The sequence below is a fragment of the Kocuria sp. LHG3120 genome (genome assembly GCF_049897445.1).
Lineage (GTDB): Bacteria > Actinomycetota > Actinomycetes > Actinomycetales > Micrococcaceae > Kocuria > Kocuria rosea.
This window is the reverse complement of record NZ_JAFCWG010000002.1, coordinates 372,011-398,091: the sequence shown is the minus strand read 5'-3', so window position 1 is coordinate 398,091 and position 26,081 is coordinate 372,011. Positions and strand designations below refer to the sequence as shown.

The window sequence follows — 26,081 nt, the reverse complement described above, 5'->3', positions numbered from 1 at the left end:
TTCTCCCGGAGAAAGGACCGCCCGTGTCACCGCTGGCCGTCAATGCCCCGGTTCCCGCCTCGACCGACCCGTCGATCCTCCGAAACTTCTGCATCATCGCCCACATCGACCACGGGAAGTCCACGCTCGCGGACCGGATGCTGCAGGCCACCGGCGTGGTCACCACGCGGGAGATGAAGGCCCAGTACCTGGACCGGATGGACATCGAGCGCGAGCGCGGCATCACCATCAAGTCCCAGGCGGTGCGGATGCCCTGGAACGTGGGGGGCACGGACTACGCGCTGAACATGATCGACACCCCGGGGCACGTGGACTTCACCTACGAGGTCTCCCGCTCCCTGGCCGCCTGCGAGGGCGCTCTGCTGCTGGTGGACGCCGCGCAGGGCATCGAGGCGCAGACCCTGGCGAACCTGTACCTGGCCATGGAGAACGACCTCACGATCATCCCGGTGCTGAACAAGATCGACCTGCCCGCGGCCCAGCCGGAGAAGTACGCCCAGGAGCTCGGCAACCTCATCGGCGTGGACCCCGAGGACGTGCTGCGGGTCTCCGGGAAGACCGGTGAGGGCGTCGAGGCGCTGCTCGACCGGATCGTGGAGCTGGTCCCCGCCCCGCAGGGGGACGCGGACGCGCCCTCGCGGGCCATGATCTTCGACTCCGTCTACGACACCTACCGCGGCGTGGTCACCTACATCCGCGTGGTCGACGGCAAGCTGACCCCGCGGGAGCGGATCCGGATGATGTCCACCGGCGCGCAGCACGAGCTGCTGGAGATCGGGGTCATCTCGCCCGAGCCGAAGCCCACGGAGGGGCTCGGCGTGGGCGAGGTGGGCTACCTCATCACCGGGGTCAAGGACGTGCGCCAGTCCCGGGTGGGGGACACCGTGACCAACCACCAGCGGCCGGCGGCCGAGAACCTGGGCGGCTACGAGGACCCCAAGCCGATGGTCTTCTCGGGGCTGTTCCCCATCGACGGCTCCGACTACCCGGTCCTGCGCGACGCCCTGGACAAGCTCCAGCTCAACGACGCCGCCCTGGTCTACGAGCCCGAGAACTCCGCGGCCCTTGGCTTCGGCTTCCGGTGCGGGTTCCTGGGCCTGCTCCACCTCGAGATCGTCCGGGAGCGCCTCGAGCGCGAGTTCAACCTGGACCTGATCTCCACGGCGCCCTCCGTGAGCTACAACGTCACCCTCGAGGACCGCTCCGAGCGCGCGGTCACGAACCCCTCCGAGTTCCCCGAGGGCAAGATCGCCGAGATCCGCGAGCCCATGGTGGCCGCGACGGTGCTGGCCCCGTCCGAGTTCATCGGCGCGATCATGGAGCTGTGCCAGTCCAAGCGCGGTCAGCTCAAGGGCATGGACTACCTCTCCGAGGACCGGGTGGAGCTGCGCTACCGGCTGCCCCTGGCCGAGATCGTCTTCGACTTCTTCGACCAGCTCAAGTCCCGCACCAAGGGCTACGCGTCCCTGGACTGGAAGGCCGAGGGCGAGGAGGCCGCGGACCTCGTGAAGGTCGACATCCTCCTGCAGGGCGAGCCGGTGGACGCCTTCAGCGCGATCACCCACCGGGACAAGGCGTACGCCTACGGGGTGATGATGACCGGCAAGCTGCGCGAGCTCATCCCGCGCCAGCAGTTCGAGGTGCCCATCCAGGCGGCCATCGGCTCCCGGGTGATCGCCCGCGAGAACATCCGGGCGATCCGCAAGGACGTGCTCTCCAAGTGCTACGGCGGCGACATCTCGCGCAAGCGCAAGCTGCTCGAGAAGCAGAAGGAGGGCAAGAAGCGGATGAAGATGGTCGGCCGGGTGGAGGTCCCCCAGGAGGCGTTCGTCGCGGCGCTGTCCTCCGACGAGTCCGGGGCGAAGGACAAGAAGAAGTAGTGGCCCCCGCCCAGCCGGAGGGCCTGCCGGGCCCGCTCGACGGACTGCTGCCGCCCTCCGCCGCGGTGGGCTCCGCCGACCGCACGCTCAGCCTCTACGTGCACGTGCCGTTCTGCGCGGTCCGGTGCGGCTACTGCGACTTCAACACCTACACGGCCGTGGAGCTCGGGGCGGGGGTGTCCCAGGACGCCTACGCCGGGGACGCCGCGGCGGAGGTCCGCTGGGCGCGCCGGGTGCTGGAGGACTCCGGGGTGGCCCCCCGCCCGCTGCACAGCGTGTTCTTCGGCGGCGGCACCCCCACGCTGCTGCCCGCCGAGGACCTCGCCGCGGTCCTGGCGCAGGCCGCGGAGAGCTTCGGGCTCGCGGCGGGCGCGGAGGTGACCACCGAGGCCAATCCGGACTCCGTGACGCCCGAGTCCCTCGCGGTGCTCGCGGCGGCGGGGGTGACCCGGGTGTCCTTCGGGATGCAGTCGGCCGTCCCGCACGTGCTCGCCGTCCTGGACCGCACGCACGACCCCGACAACGTGCCGCGGGCCGTGCGGTGGGCGCGCGAGGCCGGCCTGGGCGTCAGCGTGGACCTCATCTACGGCACCCCGGGGGAGTCCCTGGCCGACTGGGAGCACTCGGTGCGCACGGCGGTGGGCTACGAGCCCGACCACGTCTCCGCGTACTCGCTGATCATCGAGGACGGCACGAAGCTCGCGGCGCGGATGCGGCGCGGGGAGGTCCCGCCGATCGACGAGGACGACCAGGCCGACAAGTACGAGCTCGCGGACCGGGTCCTCGCCGAGGCCGGCTTCGAGTGGTACGAGGTGAGCAACTGGGCCCGGCCCGCCGAGGGCGCGGACGCCGGTGCCCACCGCAGCCGGCACAACCTCGCCTACTGGCGCAACCAGGACTGGTGGGGGATCGGGCCCGGGGCGCACTCGCACGTGGGCGGGACGCGCTGGTGGAACCTCAAGCACCCCGTGCCCTACACGAACCGGGTGCGCGCCGGGCAGTCGCCGGCGGCCGGGCGCGAGATCCTCGACGCGGACACCCGCCACCTCGAGCGGGTGATGCTGGAGGCCAGGATCCGCGACGGCCTGCCCACGACCGCCCTGGCCGGCGGCGGGCGGACCGCGGTGGCCGGGCTGATCGCCGACGGGCTGGTGGAGCCCGCGGCGGCGCTGCGCGGCTCGCTGGTGCTGACCCTGCGGGGCCGGCTCCTCGGCGACGCCGTGGTGCGGCGGCTGCTCGCCTGACGGGGGCACCCCGGCCGGGGCGCCCGCACGAGGAACGGACGCACCCGTCGGGAACGGATGCGTCCGTCAGGGACGTCCCCGGCGCGGACCGGGATCAGCCGCGCGCGGCGCGCCCCCGGGACCGCTCGCGGAGGCGCTCGACGAGCCGGTCGTAGAGCCGGGTGTTGAAGCGGTAGAGGTGCGGTTCGCCGCGGTTGACCCGGACCCCGCCGATCAGGGAGCCGACGGCGAGCAGCAGCCACGCGGCGGCGGCGGCGAGCGCGAAGAACCAGCCGATGAACGGCACCGGGGCGAACAGGATCCCGGTGACCACCACGAGGGTCGGCAGCAGGGTGAAGTTCATGGCCTCCATCGACTCCTGCTCCGTGAACGGGCCGCGCCCGCGGAAGACGCGGTGGACGAGGAACGAGGGGAGGAAGCCGATGACGCCGCCGAAGTGCGCCAGGGTCGCCCACTGGTGGTCCTCGGTGACGGTCAGCGGCTGGGCCACGGGGGAGAGGCCCTCGAACGGGGCCCCGGCGTCGTCGCGGCTCGGTCGGGGGTCGGTCTGCACGGGCACGGATGTCCTTCGGCGGTGGGACCGCGGCGGGGCCGCGGACGGTGGGTGGGACACGACCATCCTACCGACCGGCCCGGAGGGCGGAGGATCGGCCCCGCGCACGTGTGCCTTTGTGACGATCTGCTGGGCGTTGCCCGTGCACGCGGGGCGCCGGGTCAGGCCCCGGGGGCGGTGAGGAAGTCGATGAGCTCCTCGACCCGGCCCAGCAGGGACGGCTCGAGGTCGGCGTAGCTGTCCACGCGGGACAGGATGTGCTGCCAGGCCCGGCCGAGGTCGCCGGGGGTGCGGTGCGGCCACCCGAGGGCGGCGGCGGTGCCGGTCTTCCAGTCCGTGCCCCGCGGGACCACGGGCCAGGCGTCGATGCCGAGGGTGCGCGGCCTGACCGCCTGCCAGATGTCGACGTACGGGTGGCCCAGCACCAGGACGTTGCCCGCTGCGCCGGGCAGGCGCATGGTCTCCGCGGCGATCCTCGACTCCTTGGAGCCGGCCACGAGGTGGTCGACGAGGATGCCGAGCCGCCGCCCGGGGCCCGGCCCGAACTCCCGCACGGCGGCGGGCAGGTCGTCGATGCCGTGCAGCGGCTCCACGACGATGCCCTCGACCGCCAGGTCGTGGCCCCACACCTTGGCCACCAGTTCGGCGTCGTGGTAGCCCTCGACCCACACCCGGGAGGCCTTGGCGGTGCTAGCGCGCAGCCCTTCGACGGCCACGGAGCCCGAGCGTGTGCGGGAGGGCTTGCGCGCCGCGGGGGCCCGGCGGGGCTCGACGACGACCACGGGCTCGCCCTCGAGCAGGAACCCCGGTCCCAGGGGGAACGCCTTGACCCGCCCCCTCCGGTCCTCGAGTCCCAGCACGCGCATCCCACCGATGGTCTCCAGGGACACGACCGCGCCGACCCAGCCGGTCGCGACGTCCTCCAGGATCATCCCCGGGGCGACCGGGACCTCCGCGGAGACCGGCCGGCGGCGGGCGAGGGCGTCGTCGTCGAGGCTGCGCGGCCCCCAGCCGTGGTGGCTCATGGTCGTCCTCCCGGGTCGCGGTGCCGCGCGTCCGGCGCGGATCAGCCGGAAGCGTACCAAACCGCGGGGGCGACCGGCCGTCGGACACGGGGGCTACACTGGACGCCGTTGGCACTGTGGCCACCCGAGTGCCAGGGCATCTTCGGGGGCGTGGACGAACCGGGGAGGAGCGACGTGAACCATCCGAGACGACTGCAGATCCTGCAGGCCATCGTGGAGGACTACGTGCACTTCCGCGAGCCGGTCGGCTCCAAGGCCCTCGTGGACCGGCACCGGCTCGGCGTCTCCTCGGCCACCGTGCGCAACGACATGGCCGCGCTCGAGGAGGAGGGCCTGATCACGGCCCCCCACACGAGTTCGGGCCGGATCCCCACGGACAAGGGCTACCGCACGTTCGTCGACCAGATCGCGGCCGTCAAGCCGCTCTCGGGTCCGGAACGGCGGGCCATCCAGCGGCTGCTGGACGACGCCGCGGACATCGACGACGTCATGGAGCGCACCGTGCGGCTGCTCGCGCAGCTCACCCAGCAGGTCGCGGTCGTGCAGTACCCGCACGCCTCCGGGGTCACCGTGCGCCACGTCGAGGTCGTGGACCTCGGCGCCGGCCGGGTGCTGGTGGTGCTCATCCCGACCAACGGCCGGGTGGCGCAGCGCGTCGCCGTGCTGCGGGCGCCGCTCGAGGAGTCCCAGCTGCTCGAGCTGCGCGCCCGGGTGCTGGCCGCCGCGGTCGGGCGCTGCCTGACCGCGGTGCCGGACGCCCTCGCCGTGATGACCGCGAGCACGGCCCCGCCGCTGCAGCCGGCCGCCGCCGCCGTGGCGGAGGCCGTCGGCGCCCTCGCGGCGGGCGGGGCCGAGCACCGCATGGTCATGGCCGGCACCGCCAACCTCGCCCGCTCCACCGGGGACTTCCACCTGAGCATCGGCCCGGTCCTCGAGGCCCTCGAGGAGCAGGTGGTGATGCTCCGGCTGCTCTCCGAGATGGAGCAGGACGCCCGCGGGGTGGCCGTGCGGATCGGCACGGAGAACGCCGAGGGCCCCCTGTCCGAGGCCGCCGTCGTCGCCACCGGCTACGGGCCGCAGTCCAAGGTGGGGGTCGTGGGCCCCATGCGCATGGACTACCCGTCCACGATGGCCGCCGTGCGCGCCGTCGCCCGCTACCTCTCCCGTATCCTCGGGGGCTGAGCCCCCGCGGGCCCCGTCCCCCGGGGCCCACCAGCGAAACCCACCACAGACCTCTCGACAGAACGGACCACGGTGAGCGATCACTACGAGACCCTGGGCGTGTCCCGGGACGCCAGCCAGGAAGAGATCAAGAAGGCCTACCGCAAGAAGGCCCGCCGGCTGCACCCCGACGTCAACCCCGGCCCGGAGGCCGCCGAGGACTTCAAGCGCCTCTCCCACGCCAACGACGTCCTCTCCGACCCCGAGAAGCGGCGCGTCTACGACGCGACCGGCAACGAGAACGGCACCGACACCGGCTTCGGCGGGGGCTTCCCCGGCACGGGGTTCGGCTTCGCCGACATCTTCGACACCTTCTTCCAGGGCGCCGGCGGCGCCGGCTCCGGCCGGCGCGGACCCGCGTCCCGCACCCGCCAGGGCCAGGACGCCCTGATCAACGTCCGGGTCACCCTCCGGGACGCGGTCTTCGGCACGGAGAAGAAGATCACCGTGGACACCGCCGTGGTCTGCCCCACCTGCGACGGCACCTGCTGCCAGGCGGGCACCCAGCCCGAGACCTGCGACGTCTGCCACGGATCCGGCCAGGTGCAGCGCCAGGTCCAGTCGATCCTCGGCACCGTGGTCACGGCGGCGCCGTGCTCCACCTGCCAGGGCTTCGGCACCGTCATCAAGCACCCGTGCCACGAGTGCTACGGCGAGGGCCGCGTGCGCGACCGCCGCCCGCTGACCGTCAAGATCCCCGCCGGCGTCTCGACCGGCAACCGGATCCGCCTCTCGGGGCAGGGCGAGGCCGGCACAGCCGGCGGGCCGAACGGCGACCTCTACGTCGAGCTCAAGGTCGATCCCGACCCCACGTTCGAGCGCCAGGGCGACGACCTGCACGCCCGCGTCCGGGTGCCCATGACCTCCGCGGCCCTCGGCACCACCGTGACCCTCGAGACCTTCGACGGCGAGCGCGAGGTGCCCGTCGCCCCCGGCACGCAGACCGGCCACACCGTCACCCTGCACGAGCTCGGGGCCACCCGGCTGCGCGGCGGCGGCCGGGGCGAGCTGTTCGTCCACCTCGAGGTCGAGACCCCCACGGCGCTCGACGACGAGCAGCGCGAGCTGCTCGAGCAGCTGTCCCGGCTGCGCGGCGAGGACCAGTCCACCGGCACCACCCTGAACTCCCCGGCCGGCTCCGGCGGCTTCTTCTCCCGGCTCAAGGACCGGTTCTCCGACCTGTGAGCCTGCCGGTCTTCAAGGTCGAGCCGGGCCGGCTCGCCGGTCTCGGCCCCGGGGCGGCGCTCACTGTCACCGGCCCGGAGGCCCGGCACGCCGTCACCGTGCGCCGGCTCGCGCCCGGTGAGCGGCTCGAGCTCGTCGACGGCGCGGGGACCCGGGCCACCGGGGAGCTGCGCGCGGGGGACCGGGACAGCATGGAGGTCGGCGTGGTCTCGGTGACCACCGAGCCCGCCCGCACGCCCCGGCTGGTCCTCGCCCAGGCCCTCGCGAAGGGCGACCGGGACCTGCTGGCCGTGGAGACGGCCACCGAGCTGGGCGTCGACGCCGTGGTGCCCTGGCAGGCCGACCGCTCGATCGTGCGGTGGAAGAAGGAGCGCGCCGCCAAGAGCCACGAGAAGTGGGTGCACACCGTCGCGGCGGCCGCCAAGCAGTCGCGGCGGGCCGCCTGGCCCGAGGTGCTGCCCCTGTCCACCACCCGCGAGCTCGCCCGCCTGCTCGGGGAGCCGGGGACCCGCGGCCTCGTCCTGCACGAGGAGGCGCACGACTCCCTCGCCGACCTGGCCGGCGCCGCCGGCGCCCCGTGGGCGGGGGCCGAGCGGATCGTCCTGGTGGTGGGGCCCGAGGGGGGCGTCGCGCCGGCGGAGCGCGAGGTCCTGGCCGGGGTGGGGGCCCTCGCGGTCCGGCTCGGCCCGGAGGTGCTGCGCAGCTCCACGGCGGGACCGGCCGCGCTGGCGGTGCTCAGCGCCGCGCTCGGCCGCTGGGCGTCCGGGACCTGATGAGTCCCGGGCGGCCGGTTCAGCCGGGGACGACCTCCACGTCCTTGTCGTCGCGCACGGTCCCGCCCTCGGCGTCCCGGCCGACGACCGTCACCACGTAGGGGCCCGGCTCCAGCTCGAGCTCGGCCCGGAACCCGGCGGTCCCGTCGCCCCGCGGGACCTCGTCCGCCGCGCCGCTCGAGACGCGCTCCCCGTCCGGTCCGGCCACGGTCCACCGGCAGTCCCGCACCTCGTCCAGCGCCCGTCCCGAGAGGGTGAGGGTCCCCTCGGACCGTTCGTCCTGCCGGGGCTCGTCGAGCCACAGCGGGGCCTCCAGCGCCTCGTCGGGGCGGAGGGGGCCGTCGAGGCGCACGGAGCCGAAGACCTCCTCGTCGGGCCGGCCGTCCACGAGCACCACGACCTCGGCCGCGGAGCCCTCCGGCAGCAGACCCGCCGTGGCCGCCGTGGCGGTCACGGTGTGCGCGAGCTGCTGGAGGGCCAGCCGGACCTCGCGGTCGTCCAGGTCCGGGCGGAAGGCCTCGGACGGCAGGTCCACGGTGATGGTCCCGCCCGGGGACGTCGAGGCGCCCACCCGGTCCACCGGGGACCACAGCGTCCGGTAGTCCGGGTCCTCCGGGGTCGCCCCGGTCATCAGCGCCGCCGCCGCCGCGATGGGGTCCACGGCCGCGGCCGCCTCGGAGGCGTCCCGGAACTCGCGGAACAGCCGCTCCTCGCCGTCCGCACGGCCCACCCAGTAGACGGGCAGCTTCGTGGTGGCCACCCGGCCGTCCGCGGTGCTCGCCGTGGTGGACGCGGCCGGCGCGGCGCCCGACGCGCTGACCGTTCCCTCGAGGGCGGTCTCCGGGCCGGTGCCGCACGCGCCGAGGACCAGGACGCCCGCGGCGGACAGGGCGAGCACGGGGAGCCGGCCGCGGGCGGACCGGGGCCGGGAACGGGCAGTGGCCATGGGGGGACGCGCACCTCGGCTTTCCGGGATCGGGTGGGGGGCGGTGCCGGCACCGGGGGAGGCCGCACCCGTCCCCCTGCCGGAGGACCGGACCATTCCAGCACAGGGCCCGTGGACGCCCCCAGCCGAGGAGCCCCGGCGGGCGTGACCGATACCAAATCGCAATGTGCGGCCGGCGACCTCCGGTGCCGGAGCCGCGCGGTACCCTGGGGAGAGGACGAGTCCCGTCCGCCGTCCCTACCACGGCGACCCACGAGAGAGCGAGAGCACGGCCCGCGCGGCCGGACCCATGACTGAGACGCTGCCCGGCACCACGCACCCCCTGACGGCCCGCACCGTCATCACCTTCCCCGACCGCGAGACGATGGTCCGGTGCCTCGGCTCCGGGGACGACACCCTGCGCCAGGTGGAGACGGCGTTCCCCGGCCTCACGACCAGCCCGCGCGGTCTCGAGCTCGGCATCGAGGGCCCCAGCGGGCCCGTGCGGATCGTCGCCACCCTCTTCGACGAGCTGAAGGTCCTGGCCGGCCGCGAGACCGCGGTCACCCCGCAGGTCATCACCCAGCTGCTCGAGCTGATCGGCAGGGACCTCACCGCCCGCCCCAGCGGCGCCCTGACGCAGAACATCCTCTCCAGCCGCGGCCGCAAGATCCGCCCCAAGACGCTGCACCAGAAGACCTACGTGGACGCCATCGACGAGCACACCGTGGTCTTCGGCATCGGTCCCGCCGGCACCGGCAAGACCTACCTGGCCATGGCGAAGGCCGTCCAGGCGCTGCAGGCCAAGGAGGTCTCCCGGATCATCCTCACGCGCCCCGCCGTGGAGGCGGGGGAGCGGCTGGGCTTCCTGCCCGGGACGCTCAGCGAGAAGATCGACCCGTACCTGCGCCCGCTCTACGACGCGCTGCACGACATGATGGACCCGGACTCGATCCCCCGCCTCCTGGAGGCGGGCACCATCGAGGTCGCCCCCCTCGCCTACATGCGCGGCCGCACCCTCAACGACGCGTTCATCATCCTCGACGAGGCGCAGAACACCACGCCCGAGCAGATGAAGATGTTCCTCACCCGGCTCGGCTTCGGCTCCAAGATGGTCGTCACCGGGGACGTCACCCAGGTGGACCTGCCGGGCAGCGCGTCCTCGGGGCTGCGCCAGGTCCAGCACGTGCTCAGCGGCGTCCCGGACGTCGCGTTCACGGAGATGACCGCGGAGGACGTGGTGCGCCACGAGCTGGTGGGCCGGATCGTCAGCGCCTACGACGCCTTCGACACGACCAACCGGCACCGCAACGAACGGCGCCGGCGCAAGGACGACGCCCGTGCCGCCCGCGACGCCGCGCCGGCGGCCCCGGACGCGGACGGGGCGGAGGCCTGATGGCCGTCGAGTTCGACCTGCAGGTCGACCCGCAGGACGTCCCCGCCGGGGACCGCGCGGCCTGGGAGGCGGTCGACGTCGAGCTGCTGGGCCGGCTCGCGGACCACGTCCTGGAGCGCCTGCACGTCCACCCCGACGCGGAGCTGTCCATCGCGGTGGTCGACGAGGACGAGATGGCCCGCCTGCACGTCGAGTGGATGGACCTGCCCGGCCCCACGGACGTGCTCTCCTTCCCCATGGACGAGATGCGCCCGGGGACCCCGGAGGAGCCCGCGGAGGGCACCCTGGGCGACATCGTGCTGTGCCCCCCGGTCGCCCGCCGGCAGGCCGAGGCCGGCGGTCACTCCGTCGCGGACGAGCTGTGCCTGCTCACCACCCACGGGATCCTGCACCTGCTGGGGCACGACCACGCCGAGCCCGAGGAGCGGCAGATCATGTTCGCCCTCCAGCGGGACCTGCTCACCGACTTCCTCGGCCGGCCCGCGCCGGTCGAGACCATGGAGTAGCGCCCCATGATGACCACTGCCGTCCTGGTCGTCGCGGCGATCGTGTTCCTGGGCACGGCGTTCGTCCTCACGGCCGCCGAGACGGGCCTCACCTACCTGCCCCGCGCGGACGCCGAGGCCATCGCCCGGGACGCCCCCGACTCCTCCGCCGCCAGGATCCTGGCCACCCCCACCGCGCACCTGCAGGCCCTGCGCTTCTGGAGCGTGTGGTTCGAGACGGCCTCCGCCGTAGCGGTGGCCCTCGCGATGTTCGACGGCCTCGACGACGTCTGGCTCGCCGGCCTCCTGGCCACCGTGGTGATGGCCGCCGTGGGCTTCGTCCTCACCGGGGTCTCCCCGCGCCAGGTCGGGCGAAGCCACGCCGCCGGCACCGTCCGGGCCACCGCCGGCCTGGTGCGCCTGCTGCGCATCGTGCTCGGGCCGGTCCCCGGGATGCTCGTGCGGCTGGGCTCCTCGGGCACCCGGGACGCCGGGAACATCGCCCCCGGCTACCTCACCGAGGAGGAGCTGCTCGAGTTCGTGGACCGGTCCACGGGCCAGGCCCTCATCGAGGACAACGAGGCGGAGCTGCTGCACTCGGTCTTCGACCTCGACGACACCAACGTCCGGGCCGTCATGGTGCCCCGCACCGACATGGTCTCCGTCGACGACGACGACACCGTGGACAACGCCCTGAACCTCTTCTTCCGCTCCGGCTACTCCCGCATCCCGGTGATCGGCGAGAGCGCCGACGACGTCCTCGGCATCCTGTACCAGAAGGACCTCGCCGAGCGGGTGCACCGGCTGGGCACCGGGCTGCGGCTCACCGGGCTCTCCGAGCTCGCCCGCGAGGTCCGCTACGTGCCCGAGTCGAAGAAGGTCAACGAGCTGCTGCGCGAGATGCAGCTCGAGTCGATCCACGTGGCGATCGTCGTCGACGAGTACGGCGGCACCGCCGGGCTGGTGACCCTCGAGGACCTCATCGAGGAGCTGCTCGGCGAGATCGTCGACGAGTACGACCGGGAGAAGCCCGAGGTGGCCGAGCTCGGCGACGGCCGCTACCGGATCTCCGCCCGGCTCAGCGTCGAAGACCTGGGCGACCTGTTCGGCCTCGACCTCGAGGACGACGAGGTGGACACGGCCGGCGGCCTGCTCGCCAAGTCCACCGGCCGGGTGCCCATCGTGGGCTCCCGCGCCACCGTCGAGGGCATCGTCCTCGAGGCCATCACCCTGGAGGGCCGGCGCAACCGGGTGGGCCAGCTCGAGGTCCGCCGGGACCCCGACTGGGTCCCCCCGGGCTCCACGGCCGTGGAGCCCGCCGCCCAGGAGTCCGAGGAGGAGACCCACCACCATGTCTGAGCCCACACCCGCCGTGCCCCCCGGGGTCGGCGATTCCACCACCGGGGAGCCGGTCCCGTTCCGCGCCGGCTTCGCCGTGCTGGTCGGCCGCCCCAACGCCGGGAAGTCCACGCTCACCAACGCCCTGGTCGGGCAGAAGGTCGCGATCACCTCGAGCCGGCCGCAGACCACGCGGCACACCATCCGCGGCATCGTGCACCGGCCCGAGGGCCAGCTCGTGCTCGTGGACACGCCGGGCCTGCACCGGCCGCGGACGCTGCTCGGCGAGCGGCTCAACGACCTCGTGGCGGACACCCTCGCGGAGGTCGACGTCATCGGCTTCTGCGTGCCCGCCGACGAGAAGATCGGCCCCGGGGACCGGTTCATCGCCCAGCAGCTCGCGGCCTCCGGCAACAAGCCGGTCGTGGCGATCGTCACGAAGACGGACACCGTCTCCCGCGCCGAGCTCGCCGAGCAGCTGCTGGCGGTCACCGAGCTGGGCCGCTCCGTCATGGAGGCCGAGCACCGGGTTCGCGCCGAGCGCGCCGAACGGGCCGCCCGCAAGCCCCGCCACCGCTCCGCGGCCGCGCACGCGCCCCGGCCCGACGCCGACGACCCGGGCTGGGCCGACGTCATCCCCGTCTCCGCCGTGGACGGCTTCCAGGTCGACGCCCTCGCCGGGCTGCTCATCGGCAGGATGCCGGAGTCCCCGGCCCTGTACCCCGACGGCGAGCTGACCGACGAGCCCGAGATGACGATGGTCGCCGAGCTCGTCCGGGAGGCCGCCCTCGAGGGGGTGCGGGACGAGCTGCCGCACTCCCTCGCGGTCGTGGTCGAGGAGATGGTGCCCCGCGAGGGCCGCCCCGCGGACCGGCCGCTGCTCGACGTGCGGGTCAACGTCTACGTCGAGCGGTCGTCGCAGAAGGCCATCATCATCGGCAAGGGCGGCGCGCGGCTGCGCGAGATCGGCACCCGGTCCCGGACCGCCATCGAGGCGCTGCTGGGCACGAAGGTCTACCTCGACCTGCACGTGAAGATCGCCAAGGAGTGGCAGCGCGACCCCAAGCAGCTGTCCCGCCTGGGCTTCTGAGCCACCCGGGGCCCCCGGATCGCGCCCCCACCCCGCCGCGTCGCCCGCCCCGAGTCCCGGGGCGGGCGACTAGCATGACACCCGGCGCCCCGGCCGGGCGCCGTCCCCCCGACCCCGGGCCCCGCGCCCGGGGCCTGCCAGGAGAGAGTCACCGTGTCCTCTACGCCCCCCGCCGCCCACGGACGCCACCGCGCCCGCCGATGGTCCCGGAAGCGCTGGGCCGCCGTCGGGCTGGTCGTCGTCCTGCTCGCGGTCCTCGGGGCCGGCGTGGCCGCGACCTGGCGGCTGCAGTCCAACCTGGACACCTCCCCGCTCGACCTCGGCGACGGGACCGGCCCCGAGGCCGGCCCGCTGGACATCCTCGTGATGGGCACCGACACCCGTGACGGCGAGGGCAACGACCGGTACGGCGACGACGAGGACAGCGCCGGCGCCGGCCTGACCGACGTCATGATGCTGGTGCACGTGAGCGAGGACCGCAGCGGCGTGACCGTGGTGTCCCTGCCGCGCGACCTGGTCGCGGACATCCCGCGCTGCACGGACCCCGAGTCCGGCGAGGTCCACCCGGCGGAGGAGGACGCGATGCTGAACTCGGCGATCGCCAACGGCGGCCCCGGGTGCACGGTCGCCACCGTCAACCAGATGACCGGCCTCAGGATCGACCACTTCATGCTCGCCGACTTCAACGCCGTCAAGGAGCTGTCCTCGACCGTGGGCGGCGTCGAGGTGTGCGTCAACGACGCCGTCGACGACCCGAAGTCGGGGCTGGAGCTGCCCGCCGGCGTCTCCTCCGTGGAGGGCGAGCAGGCCCTGGCGTTCCTGCGCAGCCGCGCCGCCTTCGGCGACGGCGGGGACACGAGCCGGATCCGCTCCCAGCAGTCGTTCCTCGCGTCCATGGCCCGCAAGATCAAGGACGAGGGGACGCTGTCGGACCTGCCGAAGCTCTACGAGATCGCCGACGTCGCCACCCGCAACCTGCACGTCGACGAGGGGCTCGGCTCCGTCCCGACGGTGGTCGGCCTCGGCACGGCGGTCCGGGGGATCGACCTGGGCAGCATGGTCTTCGTGACGGCGCCCACCGAGCCCTACGCGCTGGACCCCAACCGGCTCCAGCTCGACGCGGACCCGGCCGAGCACCTCTTCGAGGCGCTGCGCGAGGACCGGCCGCTCACGTCGCCCTCCGCGGAGCCGGCCGACGAGCCGACCTCCTCCGCGACCCCGTCGCCCGACGCCGCCGTCCCGGCCCCCACGGTCGACCCGGCCACGGTCCCGCTCACGGTCGCCAACGTCTCCGGCGTCGACGGCCGGGACGCGGACATCGCCGACGTGCTCGAGGACGAGGGCTACACGGCCGTCGAGTCCGGCCCGCAGGCCACCGAGCTGCCGGGCACGCAGATCTTCTTCGGCGCGGGGTGGTACGAGGCGGCCGTCGAGGTCGCCGAGCTGCTCGGCGTCCCCTCCTCGCAGATCGTGCCGACCACCGACGTGGTGGGGGTGTTCGTGTCGGTGGGCCAGGACTTCCGCGAGGGGGACCGGCTCGAGCTCGGGGCGGGGCTGCCCGGGGACCTCAACGGCCAGACCGCGGAGCAGTACACCTGCCAGCAGGCGGCCGGCGACTGGTGAGAACGCGACCCGGCGCGCCGGACACCCCGTGATAGGTTGAACACATGCGGACCGGGACGCTCCTCCTCCTTACGTGCCGCAACGGGGCCTGACCCGAGGACTGGATGGCCGGCCTCCCGTTGCGGAGTTCCTGATGCCCGGCCACCCGCAGACGTCTCGAGCAGAACAGGCCCCTTCCATGCGCAACTACCAGCAGCCCTCCGGCATGCCGATCCACAAGTACGTGCCGTACCAGCAGCAGTTCCCGTTCGACCTCTCCGACCGCACCTGGCCGGACCGGGTGATCACCGAGGCGCCCCGGTGGTGCGCCGTGGACCTGCGGGACGGCAACCAGGCGCTGATCGACCCCATGAACTCCGACCGCAAGCTCAAGATGTTCGAGCTGCTCGTGCGGATGGGCTACAAGGAGATCGAGGTCGGGTTCCCCTCCGCCTCCCAGACCGACTTCGACTTCGTGCGCCGGCTCATCGAGGAGGACCGGATCCCCGACGACGTCACGATCCAGGTCCTGACCCAGTCCCGCGAGCACCTCATCGAGCGCACCTACGAGGCCATCGACGGCGCCGACAAGGCGATCGTGCATCTCTACAACGCGACCTCCACCCTGCAGCGGCGCGTGGTCTTCGACCAGGACATGGACGGGATCGTGGACATCGCCCTCACGGGGGCGCGGCTGTGCCTGAAGTACGAGGAGCAGCTGAAGAACACGTCCGTGACCTACGAGTACTCCCCGGAGTCCTACACCGGCACCGAGCTCGAGTTCGCGGCGCGCATCGCCAACGCCGTGGCCGAGACCTTCGAGATCGGCGGGGACCGGGAGATGATCCTCAACCTGCCCGCCACCGTGGAGATGGCCACCCCCAACGTCTACGCCGACTCCATCGAGTGGATGTGCCGCAACCTCTACAACCGGGACGCCACCGTGGTCTCCCTGCACCCCCACAACGACCGCGGCACCGGCGTGGCGGCGGCCGAGCTGGGCTACCTGGCCGGCGCCGACCGCATCGAGGGCTGCCTGTTCGGCAACGGTGAGCGGACCGGCAACGTGGACCTGGTGACCCTGGGCCTGAACCTGCTGACCCAGGGCGTGGACCCGCAGATCGACTTCTCCGACATCGACGACATCCGCCGGACCGTCGAGTACTGCAACCAGCTGCCCGTCCCCGAGCGGGCCCCCTACGGCGGGGACCTCGTGTTCACGGCGTTCTCCGGCTCCCACCAGGACGCCATCAAGAAGGGCTTCGACCGGATGGCCCGGGACGCTCAGGAGCAGGGCCGGGGCGTCGACGAGCTGGTGTGGGCCGTGCCCTACCTGCCCATCGACCCCAAGGACCTGGGCCGCACCTACGAGGCCGTCATCCGGGTGAACTCGCAGTCCGGCAAGGGCGGGGTCGCCTACCTGCTCGCCAACGAGCACGGGCTGGACCTGCCGCGGCGGGCGCAGATCGAGTTCTCCCGCGTGGTGCAGGAGCACACCGACACCTCCGGCGGGGAGGTCTCCGGCGCGGAGCTGTGGAAGGTGTTCGCGGACGAGTACCTGCCCACCGTCCAGGACGGGGACGCCGGGCGCTGGGGCCGGTACCGGATCACCAACATCACCACGACCTCCGAGGAGGACGGGGAGAGCACCCTCGAGATCGGCCTGGACGTCGACGGCGTCCAGCACCACCGCACGGCGCAGGGCAACGGCCCCATCGAGGCGCTGCAGACGATCCTCGCGTCCGAGGGCGTGGACGTGCGCGTGCTCGACTACAGCGAGCACGCCCTCTCGGCCGGCGGCGACGCCCAGGCGGCCAGCTACGTCGAGGCCGCCGTGGGGGACCGCGTCCTGTGGGGCGTCGGCATCGACGCGAACACCACCCGCGCGTCCCTGAAGGCCCTCGTCTCGGCGGTCAACCGGGCCGTGCGGGACGCCCAGGGCTGAGCGCCCGGCGCACCGTGCGACGGCGGGCCGCCCCGGACGTGGGGCGGCCCGCCGTCGTCGTCCCGCCCGGCCCGTCCCGCTGCGCCGTCGGCCTGCGCCGTCCGCCCCGCGTGGGACAATGATGCGGTGGCCAGGACGACGTTCGCATCACGCAGCTACCGGGACGACGCCGTCGTGCTGCGCACCTACAAGCTCGGCGAGGCCGACCGGATCGTCGTGCTCCTGACCCGGGACCACGGGCAGGTCCGGGCCGTGGCCAAGGGCGTGCGGCGCACGACCTCCCGCTTCGGCTCCCGGCTCGAGCCGTTCAACGTCGCCGAGCTGCAGCTGGTCACCGGTCGCAACCTCGACATCGTCTCCCAGGCGCTGGGCAAGCGCGGCTACGGGTCGGTCATCGCCGCCGACTACGCCAAGTACACCGCCGCCGCGGCCATGACCGAGGCCGCGGAGAAGTTCACGGAGAACGACGACGAGTCCGCGGCCCAGCAGTACCGGCTGCTCGTCGGCGCCCTGTCCGCCCTGGCCCGCGGGCTGCACGAACCCGGGGCCGTCCTGGACTCCTACCTGCTGCGCGCCGTGTCCACGGCCGGGTGGGCCCCGAGCTTCACCGACTGCGCCCGGTGCGGCGCCCCCGGACCGCACGAGGCGTTCTCGGCCCCGCTCGGCGGCGCCGTCTGCCCGGCCTGCCGCCCGCCGGGGGCCGCCGCCCCCGACCCCGCGACCGTCGAGCACCTCTCCGCCCTGCTCACCGGGGCGTGGGAGCGGATCGACGCCGTGGAGCCCCGCACGGCCCGGGCCGCCGCCGGGATCGTGGCCACCTACGTACAGTGGCACCTGGAGAGGGCCGTCCGGTCCCTGAACCTCGTGGAACGGAGCTGACCATGCCCGGCTTTGCCGCCCCGCCCGCCCATCCCAGCGGCGCCAGCGCCCCGCCGATCCCGCGGCAGTTCGTGCCGCAGCACGTGGCCGTGGTCATGGACGGGAACGGGCGCTGGGCGAACCAGCGCGGGCTGCCGCGCAACGAGGGCCACAAGGCGGGGGAGGCGGCCCTGATCGAGGTGATGGCCGGGGCCATCGAGATGGGCATCCCGTACGTCAGCGCCTACGCGTTCTCCACCGAGAACTGGAAGCGATCCCTGGACGAGGTGACGTTCCTGATGAACTACACCGCCGACGTCATGGAGCGCCAGCTGCCCACCTTCCAGGAGTGGGGCATCCGGATCCGGTGGGCCGGGCGCAAGCCCCGCCTGTGGCGCTCGGTCATCAACCGCCTGGAGGAGGCCGAGCGGGCCACCCGCGACAACGACGTCGTCACCCTCACCATGTGCGTGAACTACGGGGGGCGGGCCGAGATCGCCGACGCCGCGGCCGCCATCGCCGCCGACGCCCGGGCGGGCGTCCTGAACCCGCGGAGCATCGACGAGAAGACCGTCCAGCGCTACCTCGACGAGCCCGACCTTCCGGACGTCGACCTCTTCCTGCGCTCCTCCGGGGAGCAGCGGATCTCCAACTTCCTCCTGTGGCAGTCCGCCTACGCCGAGCTCGTCTTCCAGGACGTGCTCTGGCCGGACGTCGACCGCCGCACCCTGTGGGAGGCCGTGGAGGTCTACGCCCGGCGGGACCGGCGCTACGGCGGAGCCGTCGACCGCGTCGCCGGCCCCGGCGCCTCCGCCTGAGGCCGGCGCCGTCGCAGACCGCGCAGCCAGGCGGCGAGATCCCTCTGCGCGGCCCGGCGCACGGCCTGCCGGGAGAGGCGCACGTCGTGGACGGCGCCCTCGTAGGAGCGCAGCGTCACGTCGGTGCCCAGATCGGGCGCGTGCCGGCGGATCTGCCGGACGTCCAGCACGGTGTCGGCCGAGCGCATCCGCTCGCTCCACCAGGGGCGGATGCATGAGCGGGCCGAGGTCTGCACCAGCACTGGAAGGTGAAGGTTCAAACCCTTCGCCACTTCACCCTGAGCCTGAAGGACAGCGTTGAGCCACCCCGGGGTGATGTCGAAGCTGGTCTCGGGCCGCCACCGGGCGTCGATCGGCCACTCGCCCTCCGCGTGCTCGCTGATCACCCGGTAGTAGTGGCTGCGCAGCCGGGCCCGCACCGGGACGTCCGGGCGCTGCTCGGCGAGCCGGGCCACCAGGGGGCGCAGGACGGCGCCCACGGCGTCGGAGCCGTGGCTGCCGATCCAGGGGGCGTTGAGGGCCAGTCCGTCGAGCCGGTCGGGGTGCCGTGAGGCCCACATCGCCGCGGTGAGCCCCCCGGTCGAGTGGCCCATCAGCACGAGCCGCCCCTGCGGACCGGGCAGACCGTCCTCGGCCATCACGCCGAGCGCCGCGGCGATGTCGTCGTCGTAGTCCGCAAGGTCCGTGGTGTGGCCCGGGCGGCCCTCCTCCACGGCGAGCACCTCGTCGGTGAGGTTCCGGCCGTAGCCGTGCAGGTCCAGGGCGTAGAACGCGTAGCCCGCGGCCGCGCACGTCCGGGCCAGCTCGGCGTTGAAGAAGTAGTCGGACCAGCCGTGCAGGTACAGCACGGCCCCGCGCAGCCGGCCCGGCACGAGCGGGACGTCCCCCGGCCGGTAGCGGACCACCGTGGCGGTGGAGTGGGGGGCGGAGCCGGGGTCCAGGTCCACGGTCCGCGCGCAGAAGCCGGGTCCCAGCACGTCGGGCACCCACGGGTCCGGGGGAGCACCCATGCCCTCACCTCGTGCGGGCGGCCCGTCGGGGCGCCGGTCCGTCAAGCCCCTCCGCGGCCGCCCGGCCGGAGGAGTGCCCTGTGGAAGACTGGGACCATGCGCTTCTACCCTACGTTCTTCACGGCTGTCTTCTCCCGGATGGACCCCGAACGGGCCCACCGGGTCGGCTTCCTCGGGATCCGGGCGGCGCGCGCCGCCCGGATCAGCACCGCGCTCCGGGTCTACACCCGGCCCGACCCCGCGCTCGAGGTGGAGGCGCTGGGCCTGCGCTTCCCGTCCCCGTTCGGGCTGGCGGCCGGTTTCGACAAGGGCGGTGAGGGGATCGGCGCCCTCACCGACCTCGGCTTCGGGCACGTCGAGATCGGCACCGTGACCGCCCAGGCGCAGCCGGGCAACCCCCGGCCCCGTCTGTTCCGGCTCGTCCGGGACCGGGCCGTGATCAACCGGATGGGCTTCAACAACGAGGGTGCGGCGGCCGTGGCCCCGCGCCTCGCGCAGGCGCGCCGCGAGCTCGAGGCGGACCACCGCGGCCGCGCCCGTCCGGTGCTCGGCGTCAACATCGGCAAGACCAAGGCGGTGCCGCTGGAGGACGCGGTGGACGACTACCTGCAGAGCGCCCGGGTCCTCGCCCCCCTCGCGGACTACCTCGTGGTCAACGTGTCCTCGCCCAACACCCCGGGCCTGCGCCAGCTGCAGGAGATCGAGAGCCTGCGGCCGCTGCTCGGCGCGGTGGGCCGCGCGGCCGACGAGGCCGCGGACCGGCACGTCCCGCTGCTCGTGAAGATCGCCCCGGACCTGTCGGACGAGGACGTGCTGGCCGTCGCGGACCTGGCCCTCGACCTGGGCCTGGACGGCATCGTGGCCACCAACACGACCATCGCCCGGACCGGGCTGGGGCTGGCCTCCGATCCCGCCGAGATCGAGGCGCACGGGGCCGGCGGGCTCTCCGGGGCCCCGCTGCGGCGGCGCTCCCTCGAGGTGCTGCGGCTGCTGCGCGAGCGCGTGGGGGACCGGCTGGTCCTGGTCTCCGTGGGCGGGGTGACCACGGCGGAGGACGTCCAGGAGCGCCTCGACGCCGGCGCGACCCTCGTGCAGGGCTACACCGCCTTCCTCTACGAGGGACCCTTCTGGGCGCGCCGCATCAACCAGGGCCTGGCGCGCCGGGCGGGCCGCGCCTGGAGCTGACGGCTCACCGGGGCTGACGGCTCCCGTCCAGACGGGGCGCCGCCGACGGCCGTCCCGTCGTCGGAAACGGGACTGCCCCCGGACCGTGCGGTCCGGGGGCAGTCCTGTCGCGGCCGGGCCCTGCGCCGGGCGCGGGCCGACCGGGGCTCAGGAGGGGCGCTCCCCGCGGGCGACCTGGGGCTTGGGCAGGCGGAGGCGGCGCATCGTGAAGGAGCGCATCGCGGCGTACCAGCGCACGCCGCGCTCCACGGTCCCGAACTTCGCCTGCATGGCCTTCTTCATCCGGGCCGTCGACAGCACGGCGTCCACGATGCCCAGGATCATCAGCGCCCAGATGAGGTAGACGCCGTAGGTGGCCACGTCCTGGACGGGGAAGAACAGGATGACGAGCGCGAGCAGCGCCACAACCATGAGGTACTCGCCCACGTTGATCCGGGAGTCCACCCAGTCCCGCGCGAACCGGCGCTGCGGGCCGCGGTCCCGCGGCCCGAGGAACCGCTCGTCCCCGGCCGCCATGCCGGCCTGCGCCCGCATCCGCTGCTCGCGCGCGGCGTCGCGGGACTGCGCCTTCGCAGCCTTGCGGTCCTCCGGGACCAGGGGCCGGCGCCGGGCCGCCTCCTGCTGCCGGCGGCTGGGCGTGGGCCGGCCCTTGCCCGGGGTCTGCCGCGGGGCGGCCACCGGTTCCGTCGGGGCGGCCGCAGCGGTCACCGACGTGGACCCTGCGCGGTCTGCTTCCTTCTTGCGTCCAAACACCCGTCAAGGATAGCCGACGGACCTGCCGGCCCCTGCCGGGCCCCGGACATAGGGTGGGTGCCATGAGCGAGCCCTGTGCCCCGACCGTCCCCGTCCCCGTCGACACCGTGCGCGCGGCCGTGCGCGCGGACATGCCGCGGACCCTCGAGCAGCTCGTCGAGCTGGTCGCGATCCCCGGCATCGCCTGGGAGTCCTTCGACGCCGCGCAGCTCGAGCGCAGTGCGGTGGCCGTGGCCGGCGTGCTCGCGGACGCCGGCCTGGAGGAGGTGGAGATCCTGCGCGTGCCCCTGGGCGACGGGCCGGGACACCCCGCCGTCGTCGCCCACCGCCGGCCCGCGCCCGGCCGGCCGACCGTGCTGCTCTACGCCCACCACGACGTCCAGCCCCCGGGCCGGCGCGAGCTGTGGGACTCCGAACCGTTCGTCGCCGAGGAGCGCGACGGCCGCCTGTACGGGCGGGGCGCGGCCGACGACAAGGCCGGGGTGATGGCCCACGCCGCCGCCCTGCGCGCCGCGACCGCCCACCGCGGCGACGACTTCGGCCTCGGCGTGACCGTCTTCGTGGAGGGGGAGGAGGAGGCCGGCTCCCCGTCCTTCCGGGACTTCCTGGAGGCCCACCGGGAACGGCTGGCCGCGGACGTCATCGTCATCGCGGACTCCGCCAACTGGGAGGTCGGCGTGCCCGCCCTGACCACGAGCCTGCGCGGGATGGTCGGCGCCGTCGTGGAGCTGTCCGTGCTCGAGCACGCCGTGCACTCGGGCATGTACGGCGGCCCGGTCCTGGACGCTCCCACGCTGCTGGCCCGGCTCATCGCGACCCTGCACGACGACGACGGCGCGGTCGCCGTCGAGGGGCTGCTCGCCGAGGACCGCACCGACCTGGTCTACGACGAGGAGCGGTTCCGGGCCGACGCGGCGGTCCTGGAGGGCGTCCGGCTGGCCGGGCGCGGTTCGATCGCCTCCCGGCTCTGGACGCAGCCCGCGCTGTCGGTCACGGGCATGGACGTCACGCCCGTGGACACCGCCGCCAACACCATCGCCGCATCCGCCCGCGCGAAGCTGAGCCTGCGCACGGCGCCGGGCCAGGACCCCGCCGAGGCCGCGGAGGCCCTCCGGCGCCACGTGGAGGAGCACGCGCCGTTCGGGGCGCACGTGCGCTTCGAGCTCGAGGAGACGGGACAGTCCTTCCGCACCGACATGAGCTCCGAGTCCGCGCGGATCGCCCGGTGGGCGCTGGGGGAGGCGTGGGGCCGGCCCGCCGTGGAGACGGGCATCGGCGGCTCCATCCCCTTCACCGCGGACCTCCTGGAGGTCTATCCTGAGGCCGGCATCCTCATCACGGGCGTCGAGGACCCGGACTCCCGGGCGCACAGCGCCAACGAGTCGCTGCACCTGGCGGAGTTCGAGCGCGCGGTGGTCGCGGAGACGCTGATGCTGCTCGCCCTCGACGACGCCGCCCGCCCCGGGCGGCGGATCCGGGAATGAACCCGATCGCCCATCCGTTGTGCCCGTGACAGACCCGCCGCCGGTCCGACCCCGTGCGGCACCCCTCCACAGAAAGTGAGCATCATGAGCGTCACGACCGAGAACGGCGCCGCAGTGGACGGCCTGCCCACCCACGGCGTCCAGCTGACCGACGTCGCGTCCCAGAAGGTCCGCGCCCTGCTCGAGCAGGAGGGCCGCACCGACCTCCGGCTGCGCGTGGCGGTCCAGCCCGGCGGCTGCTCGGGCCTCATCTACCAGCTGTACTTCGACGAGCGCATCCTGGACGGGGACTCCGTGCGGGACTTCGGCGGCGTCGAGGTCATCGTGGACAAGATGAGCGTGCCCTACCTCGAGGGCTCCACGGTCGACTTCGAGGACACGATCTCCAAGCAGGGGTTCTCGATCGACAACCCCAACGCCGGGGGTTCCTGCGCCTGCGGCGACTCCTTCCACTGAGTCCGTCCGCTCCTCCCGAGAGGCCCGTCGTCCGTCCGGACGGCGGGCCTCCCGGCGTTCTTAGGGGGTCCCGCGAACCGCTCCAAGAGGGGCCTCCGAGCGCCGCGCGGAAGCTGACACTGTGTCACCAGATGTCAGCGACACGGGGTAAGCTCGGAGGGAAACATTCCACCTGACTGTGTCCGGGCTCTTCGAATCGGGGCCTTCGGCGCGCAGACGACGAGCACGAGAAGAAGAGGAAGGGCCGTCTGTGAGTTCGCACACACGAACCGACAGCCTCCGGCGCCGCACGGCGAAGGTGTCTGCGGTAGCAGTCCTGGCAGCAACCGCGCTGACGGGTTGCTCGGAAGAGGCGAAGCTCGGCTGGATGCCCACCGAGCGTGGCACCACCGACAACGCCGACATGATCCTCGACCTGTGGGTCGGGTCCTGGATCGCGGCCCTCGTCGTGGGACTGGTGACCTGGGGCCTCATGCTCTGGTGCATGATCGCCTACCGCCGGCGCAAGAACGAGACCGGCTACCCGCGCCAGGTGGCGTACCACGCCCCGCTCGAGGTCTTCTACACGATCGTCCCGATCGCCCTGATCATGTCCCTGTTCTTCTTCACCGAGCGGACCCAGGCCGAGATCACGGCCCAGCACGACAACCCGGACGTGACCGTCCAGGTCTACGGCAAGCAGTGGGCCTGGGACTTCAACTACCTGACCGACGACGTCTGGGACACCGGCATCCAGGGCCACCTCGACGGCGAGGAGGGCGTCCCCGAGCGGGTGCCTACCCTGTACCTGCCCGTCGACAGCGACGTCGAGCTGCAGGTCACCTCCCGCGACGTCATCCACTCCTTCTGGGTCCCCGCGTTCCTCGAGAAGGCGGACATGTTCCCGGGACGCACCAACAACATCAGCATCACCACGGGCCGTGAGGGCGAGTACTTCGGCAAGTGCGCCGAGTTCTGCGGCGAGTACCACTCGGAGATGCTGTTCAACGTCAACGTGGTCAGCCAGGCCGAGTACGACGCCCACATCCAGTCCTTGCGCGACGCCGGCCAGACCGGGGCCCTGGGCGAGGAGTACAGCCGCGACTCCTACCCGGGCGCGGACGACCAGCAGCAAGAATCTTTTAACAACTAAGGAGTACCGGTGTCCACACTCGAGTATTCACGGGACGAGGCAGCCACTGTCGCTCCGCGCGTGGTGCCCCGGTCCAAGGGACGGATGGTCGTCAACTGGATCACGTCCACCGACCACAAGACGATCGGGTACATGTACCTGATCTCCTCGTTCGCCTTCTTCTGCATCGCCGGCGTCATGGCGCTGCTGATCCGCGCCGAGCTCTTCGAGCCGGGCATGCAGATCCTGGAGACCAAGGAGCAGTACAACCAGCTGTTCACCATGCACGGCACGCTGATGCTGCTGATGTTCGGCACCCCGCTGTTCGTCGGCTTCGCCAACGTCATCGTCCCGCTGCAGATCGGCGCCCCCGACGTCGCGTTCCCGCGGCTCAACGCCCTGGCGTTCTGGTTCTTCCTGTTCGGCTCGCTGATCGCCACCGCCGGGTTCCTCACCCCCCAGGGCGCGGCCTCCTTCGGCTGGTTCGCGTACACGCCGTTGAGCAACTCCTCGTTCTCGCCCGGCGCCGGTGGTGACCTCTGGGTCTTCGGCCTCGCCCTGTCCGGCTTCGGCACGATCATGGGCGGCGTCAACTTCATCACCACGATCATCGCGATGCGCGCCCCCGGCATGACCGTGTGGCGGATGGGCCTGTTCACCTGGAACACGCTCATCACCTCGCTGCTCGTGATCATGGTGTTCCCGCCGCTGGCCGCCGCGCTGTTCGCACTGGGCATGGACCGGACCCTGGGCGGGCACATCTTCGACCCGGCCAACGGGGGAGCGGTGCTGTGGCAGCACCTCTTCTGGTTCTTCGGCCACCCCGAGGTGTACGTGCTCGCGCTGCCGTTCTTCGGCATCGTCTCCGAGATCATCCCGGTGTTCTCCCGCAAGCCGCTGTTCGGCTACAAGGGCCTCGTGTTCGCGACCATCGCGATCGCCGCCCTGTCGGTGACCGTGTGGGCCCACCACATGTACGTCACCGGGGCCGTGATGCTGAGCTTCTTCGCGTTCATGACCATGATGATCGCGGTGCCCACCGGCGTGAAGTTCTTCAACTGGATCGGCACGATGTGGCAGGGCTCGATCACCTTCGAGACCCCCATGCTGTGGGTCCTGGGCTTCATGTTCACGTTCCTCTTCGGCGGCCTGACCGGCGTCATCCTGGCCACCCCGCCGCTGGACTTCCACGTCTCCGACTCGTACTTCGTGGTCGCCCACTTCCACTACGTCATCTTCGGCACCGTGGTGTTCGGCATGTTCGCCGGGTTCTACTTCTGGTGGCCCAAGTTCACCGGCAAGATGCTCAACGAGCGGATCGGCAAGATCCACTTCTGGCTGCTGTTCCTCGGCTTCCACATGACCTTCCTGATCCAGCACTGGCTGGGCGTGGACGGCATGCCGCGCCGCTACGCGGACTACCTGCCGGAGGACAACTTCACCTGGATGAACCAGATCTCCACCGTCGGGGCGATGCTCCTCGGCGTCTCGATGATCCCGTGGTTCTGGAACGTCTACACGACCTGGCGCAACGGCACCAAGGTCGAGGTCGACGACCCCTGGGGCTTCGGCGGATCGCTGGAGTGGGCCACGTCCTGTCCGCCGCCGCGGCACAACTTCACCTCGCTGCCGCGCATCCGCTCCGAGCGGCCGGCGCTGGACCTGCACCACCCGGAGCTGGCCGCGGAGTCCCCGCAGCAGTCCCCGGTCGACGACGGCGCCATCGCCACGCGGAAGGGCTGAG

23 protein-coding genes are annotated in these 26,081 nt (G+C 72.9%); 18 read left to right on the top strand and 5 right to left on the bottom strand.

The window, feature by feature from the left end; translation table 11 throughout:
* Positions 1-23: 23 nt before the first annotated feature.
* Positions 24-1,880, top strand: coding sequence for a translation elongation factor 4 (gene lepA / locus ACP7CD_RS05830; protein WP_017833970.1), 1,857 nt, complete (start codon positions 24-26; stop codon positions 1,878-1,880).
* Positions 1,880-3,124 carry a radical SAM family heme chaperone HemW gene (gene hemW, locus ACP7CD_RS05825; RefSeq protein ID WP_144836118.1) on the top strand — a complete coding sequence of 415 codons (1,245 nt, stop codon included), beginning with the start codon at positions 1,880-1,882 and terminating at the stop codon, positions 3,122-3,124. Before lepA ends, hemW begins: the two co-directional genes overlap by 1 nt.
* A gap of 94 nt (positions 3,125-3,218) precedes the next feature.
* Here hemW and ACP7CD_RS05820 read toward each other — a convergent pair whose 3' ends face one another.
* Together ACP7CD_RS05820 and ACP7CD_RS05815 are read right to left on the bottom strand one after the other, a co-directional pair.
* Complete coding sequence (locus ACP7CD_RS05820; protein WP_109244398.1) at positions 3,219-3,683, bottom strand: DUF4870 domain-containing protein; 465 nt, start codon at positions 3,681-3,683, stop codon at positions 3,219-3,221.
* A gap of 155 nt (positions 3,684-3,838) precedes the next feature.
* Complete coding sequence (locus tag ACP7CD_RS05815) at positions 3,839-4,702, bottom strand: DUF3097 domain-containing protein (protein ID WP_109222631.1); 864 nt, start codon at positions 4,700-4,702, stop codon at positions 3,839-3,841.
* A 174-nt stretch (positions 4,703-4,876) separates the two neighbouring features.
* On the opposite strand from ACP7CD_RS05815, the gene hrcA reads away from it, so the two are divergent.
* The 3 genes from hrcA (at position 4,877) to ACP7CD_RS05800 (ending at position 7,881) form a co-directional block, all read left to right on the top strand.
* On the top strand, positions 4,877-5,884 hold the full coding sequence (gene hrcA / locus ACP7CD_RS05810; RefSeq protein WP_368828159.1) for a heat-inducible transcriptional repressor HrcA: 1,008 nt from the start codon (positions 4,877-4,879) through the stop codon (positions 5,882-5,884).
* Positions 5,885-5,956: 72 nt separating this feature from the next.
* Complete coding sequence (gene dnaJ, locus ACP7CD_RS05805; protein ID WP_144836116.1) at positions 5,957-7,108, top strand: molecular chaperone DnaJ; 1,152 nt, start codon at positions 5,957-5,959, stop codon at positions 7,106-7,108.
* On the top strand, positions 7,105-7,881 hold the full coding sequence (locus ACP7CD_RS05800; protein WP_017833976.1) for a 16S rRNA (uracil(1498)-N(3))-methyltransferase: 777 nt from the start codon (positions 7,105-7,107) through the stop codon (positions 7,879-7,881). Before dnaJ ends, ACP7CD_RS05800 begins: the two co-directional genes overlap by 4 nt.
* Positions 7,882-7,900: 19 nt before the next feature.
* On the opposite strand, the gene ACP7CD_RS05795 is transcribed toward ACP7CD_RS05800, so the two are convergent.
* A complete protein-coding gene (locus ACP7CD_RS05795; RefSeq protein WP_186374882.1) occupies positions 7,901-8,827 on the bottom strand; it encodes a GerMN domain-containing protein in 927 nt (308 codons plus the stop codon).
* A gap of 289 nt (positions 8,828-9,116) precedes the next feature.
* Between ACP7CD_RS05795 and ACP7CD_RS05790 the strand changes: the two genes are divergently transcribed.
* The 8 genes from ACP7CD_RS05790 to ACP7CD_RS05755 all read left to right on the top strand — a co-directional run bounded on the left by ACP7CD_RS05790 (position 9,117) and on the right by ACP7CD_RS05755 (position 18,338).
* Complete coding sequence (locus ACP7CD_RS05790) at positions 9,117-10,202, top strand: PhoH family protein (RefSeq protein WP_426119387.1); 1,086 nt, start codon at positions 9,117-9,119, stop codon at positions 10,200-10,202.
* Positions 10,202-10,708: an rRNA maturation RNase YbeY gene (gene ybeY / locus ACP7CD_RS05785; protein ID WP_109222625.1), complete on the top strand. Its 507-nt coding sequence runs from the start codon at positions 10,202-10,204 to the stop codon at positions 10,706-10,708. Before ACP7CD_RS05790 ends, ybeY begins: the two co-directional genes overlap by 1 nt.
* 9 nt (positions 10,709-10,717) lie before the next feature.
* Positions 10,718-12,046, top strand: coding sequence for a hemolysin family protein (locus ACP7CD_RS05780; RefSeq protein WP_109222694.1), 1,329 nt, complete (start codon positions 10,718-10,720; stop codon positions 12,044-12,046).
* The gene (locus ACP7CD_RS05775) at positions 12,039-13,115 is read left to right on the top strand and encodes a GTPase Era (RefSeq protein WP_035928448.1); all 1,077 of its coding nucleotides are present in this window, start codon (positions 12,039-12,041) and stop codon (positions 13,113-13,115) included. The genes ACP7CD_RS05780 and ACP7CD_RS05775 overlap by 8 nt, the downstream gene beginning before the upstream one ends.
* Before the next feature lie 153 nt (positions 13,116-13,268).
* The gene (locus tag ACP7CD_RS05770; protein ID WP_426119384.1) at positions 13,269-14,738 is read left to right on the top strand and encodes an LCP family protein; all 1,470 of its coding nucleotides are present in this window, start codon (positions 13,269-13,271) and stop codon (positions 14,736-14,738) included.
* A gap of 178 nt (positions 14,739-14,916) precedes the next feature.
* The gene (leuA, locus tag ACP7CD_RS05765) at positions 14,917-16,662 is read left to right on the top strand and encodes a 2-isopropylmalate synthase (protein WP_017833983.1); all 1,746 of its coding nucleotides are present in this window, start codon (positions 14,917-14,919) and stop codon (positions 16,660-16,662) included.
* A gap of 126 nt (positions 16,663-16,788) precedes the next feature.
* Entirely contained in the window at positions 16,789-17,541 is a 753-nt protein-coding gene (recO, locus tag ACP7CD_RS05760) for a DNA repair protein RecO (RefSeq protein WP_017833984.1), read from the top strand.
* Positions 17,542-17,543: 2 nt separating this feature from the next.
* Positions 17,544-18,338 (top strand): isoprenyl transferase, encoded by a 795-nt coding sequence (locus ACP7CD_RS05755; protein WP_017833985.1) that lies wholly within the window; start codon positions 17,544-17,546, stop codon positions 18,336-18,338.
* Here the strand turns inward: ACP7CD_RS05755 and ACP7CD_RS05750 are convergent.
* Positions 18,290-19,348 (bottom strand): alpha/beta hydrolase, encoded by a 1,059-nt coding sequence (locus ACP7CD_RS05750; RefSeq protein WP_426119380.1) that lies wholly within the window; start codon positions 19,346-19,348, stop codon positions 18,290-18,292. The genes ACP7CD_RS05755 and ACP7CD_RS05750 overlap by 49 nt on opposite strands.
* A gap of 96 nt (positions 19,349-19,444) precedes the next feature.
* On the opposite strand from ACP7CD_RS05750, the gene ACP7CD_RS05745 reads away from it, so the two are divergent.
* The gene (locus tag ACP7CD_RS05745) at positions 19,445-20,533 is read left to right on the top strand and encodes a quinone-dependent dihydroorotate dehydrogenase (protein ID WP_426119378.1); all 1,089 of its coding nucleotides are present in this window, start codon (positions 19,445-19,447) and stop codon (positions 20,531-20,533) included.
* Between the two features lie 147 nt (positions 20,534-20,680).
* Here ACP7CD_RS05745 and ACP7CD_RS05740 read toward each other — a convergent pair whose 3' ends face one another.
* Complete coding sequence (locus ACP7CD_RS05740; protein ID WP_017833988.1) at positions 20,681-21,241, bottom strand: DUF3043 domain-containing protein; 561 nt, start codon at positions 21,239-21,241, stop codon at positions 20,681-20,683.
* 107 nt (positions 21,242-21,348) lie between these two features.
* Between ACP7CD_RS05740 and ACP7CD_RS05735 the strand changes: the two genes are divergently transcribed.
* The 4 genes from ACP7CD_RS05735 to ctaD all read left to right on the top strand — a co-directional run bounded on the left by ACP7CD_RS05735 (position 21,349) and on the right by ctaD (position 26,080).
* Positions 21,349-22,770, top strand: coding sequence for a dipeptidase (locus ACP7CD_RS05735; protein WP_017833989.1), 1,422 nt, complete (start codon positions 21,349-21,351; stop codon positions 22,768-22,770).
* Positions 22,771-22,854: 84 nt separating this feature from the next.
* Positions 22,855-23,226: a HesB/IscA family protein gene (locus tag ACP7CD_RS05730; RefSeq protein ID WP_017833990.1), complete on the top strand. Its 372-nt coding sequence runs from the start codon at positions 22,855-22,857 to the stop codon at positions 23,224-23,226.
* 250 nt (positions 23,227-23,476) lie between these two features.
* The gene (gene coxB / locus ACP7CD_RS05725; RefSeq protein WP_031283271.1) at positions 23,477-24,358 is read left to right on the top strand and encodes an aa3-type cytochrome oxidase subunit II; all 882 of its coding nucleotides are present in this window, start codon (positions 23,477-23,479) and stop codon (positions 24,356-24,358) included.
* A gap of 9 nt (positions 24,359-24,367) precedes the next feature.
* Positions 24,368-26,080 (top strand): aa3-type cytochrome oxidase subunit I, encoded by a 1,713-nt coding sequence (gene ctaD / locus ACP7CD_RS05720; protein ID WP_095651087.1) that lies wholly within the window; start codon positions 24,368-24,370, stop codon positions 26,078-26,080.
* Position 26,081 lies beyond the last annotated feature (1 nt).

Coding starts and splice junctions, on each gene's coding strand:
- ACP7CD_RS05750 (WP_426119380.1), bottom strand. CDS start 19,348: ATGGGTGCTCCCCCGGACCCGTGGGTGCCCGACGTGCTGGGACCCGGC.
- ACP7CD_RS05775 (WP_035928448.1), top strand. CDS start 12,039: ATGTCTGAGCCCACACCCGCCGTGCCCCCCGGGGTCGGCGATTCCACC.
- ACP7CD_RS05815 (WP_109222631.1), bottom strand. CDS start 4,702: ATGAGCCACCACGGCTGGGGGCCGCGCAGCCTCGACGACGACGCCCTC.
- ACP7CD_RS05790 (WP_426119387.1), top strand. CDS start 9,117: ATGACTGAGACGCTGCCCGGCACCACGCACCCCCTGACGGCCCGCACC.
- ACP7CD_RS05730 (WP_017833990.1), top strand. CDS start 22,855: ATGAGCGTCACGACCGAGAACGGCGCCGCAGTGGACGGCCTGCCCACC.
- ACP7CD_RS05745 (WP_426119378.1), top strand. CDS start 19,445: ATGCGCTTCTACCCTACGTTCTTCACGGCTGTCTTCTCCCGGATGGAC.
- ybeY (WP_109222625.1), top strand. CDS start 10,202: ATGGCCGTCGAGTTCGACCTGCAGGTCGACCCGCAGGACGTCCCCGCC.
- ACP7CD_RS05780 (WP_109222694.1), top strand. CDS start 10,718: ATGACCACTGCCGTCCTGGTCGTCGCGGCGATCGTGTTCCTGGGCACG.
- ACP7CD_RS05735 (WP_017833989.1), top strand. CDS start 21,349: ATGAGCGAGCCCTGTGCCCCGACCGTCCCCGTCCCCGTCGACACCGTG.
- leuA (WP_017833983.1), top strand. CDS start 14,917: ATGCGCAACTACCAGCAGCCCTCCGGCATGCCGATCCACAAGTACGTG.
- ACP7CD_RS05795 (WP_186374882.1), bottom strand. CDS start 8,827: ATGGCCACTGCCCGTTCCCGGCCCCGGTCCGCCCGCGGCCGGCTCCCC.
- ACP7CD_RS05755 (WP_017833985.1), top strand. CDS start 17,544: ATGCCCGGCTTTGCCGCCCCGCCCGCCCATCCCAGCGGCGCCAGCGCC.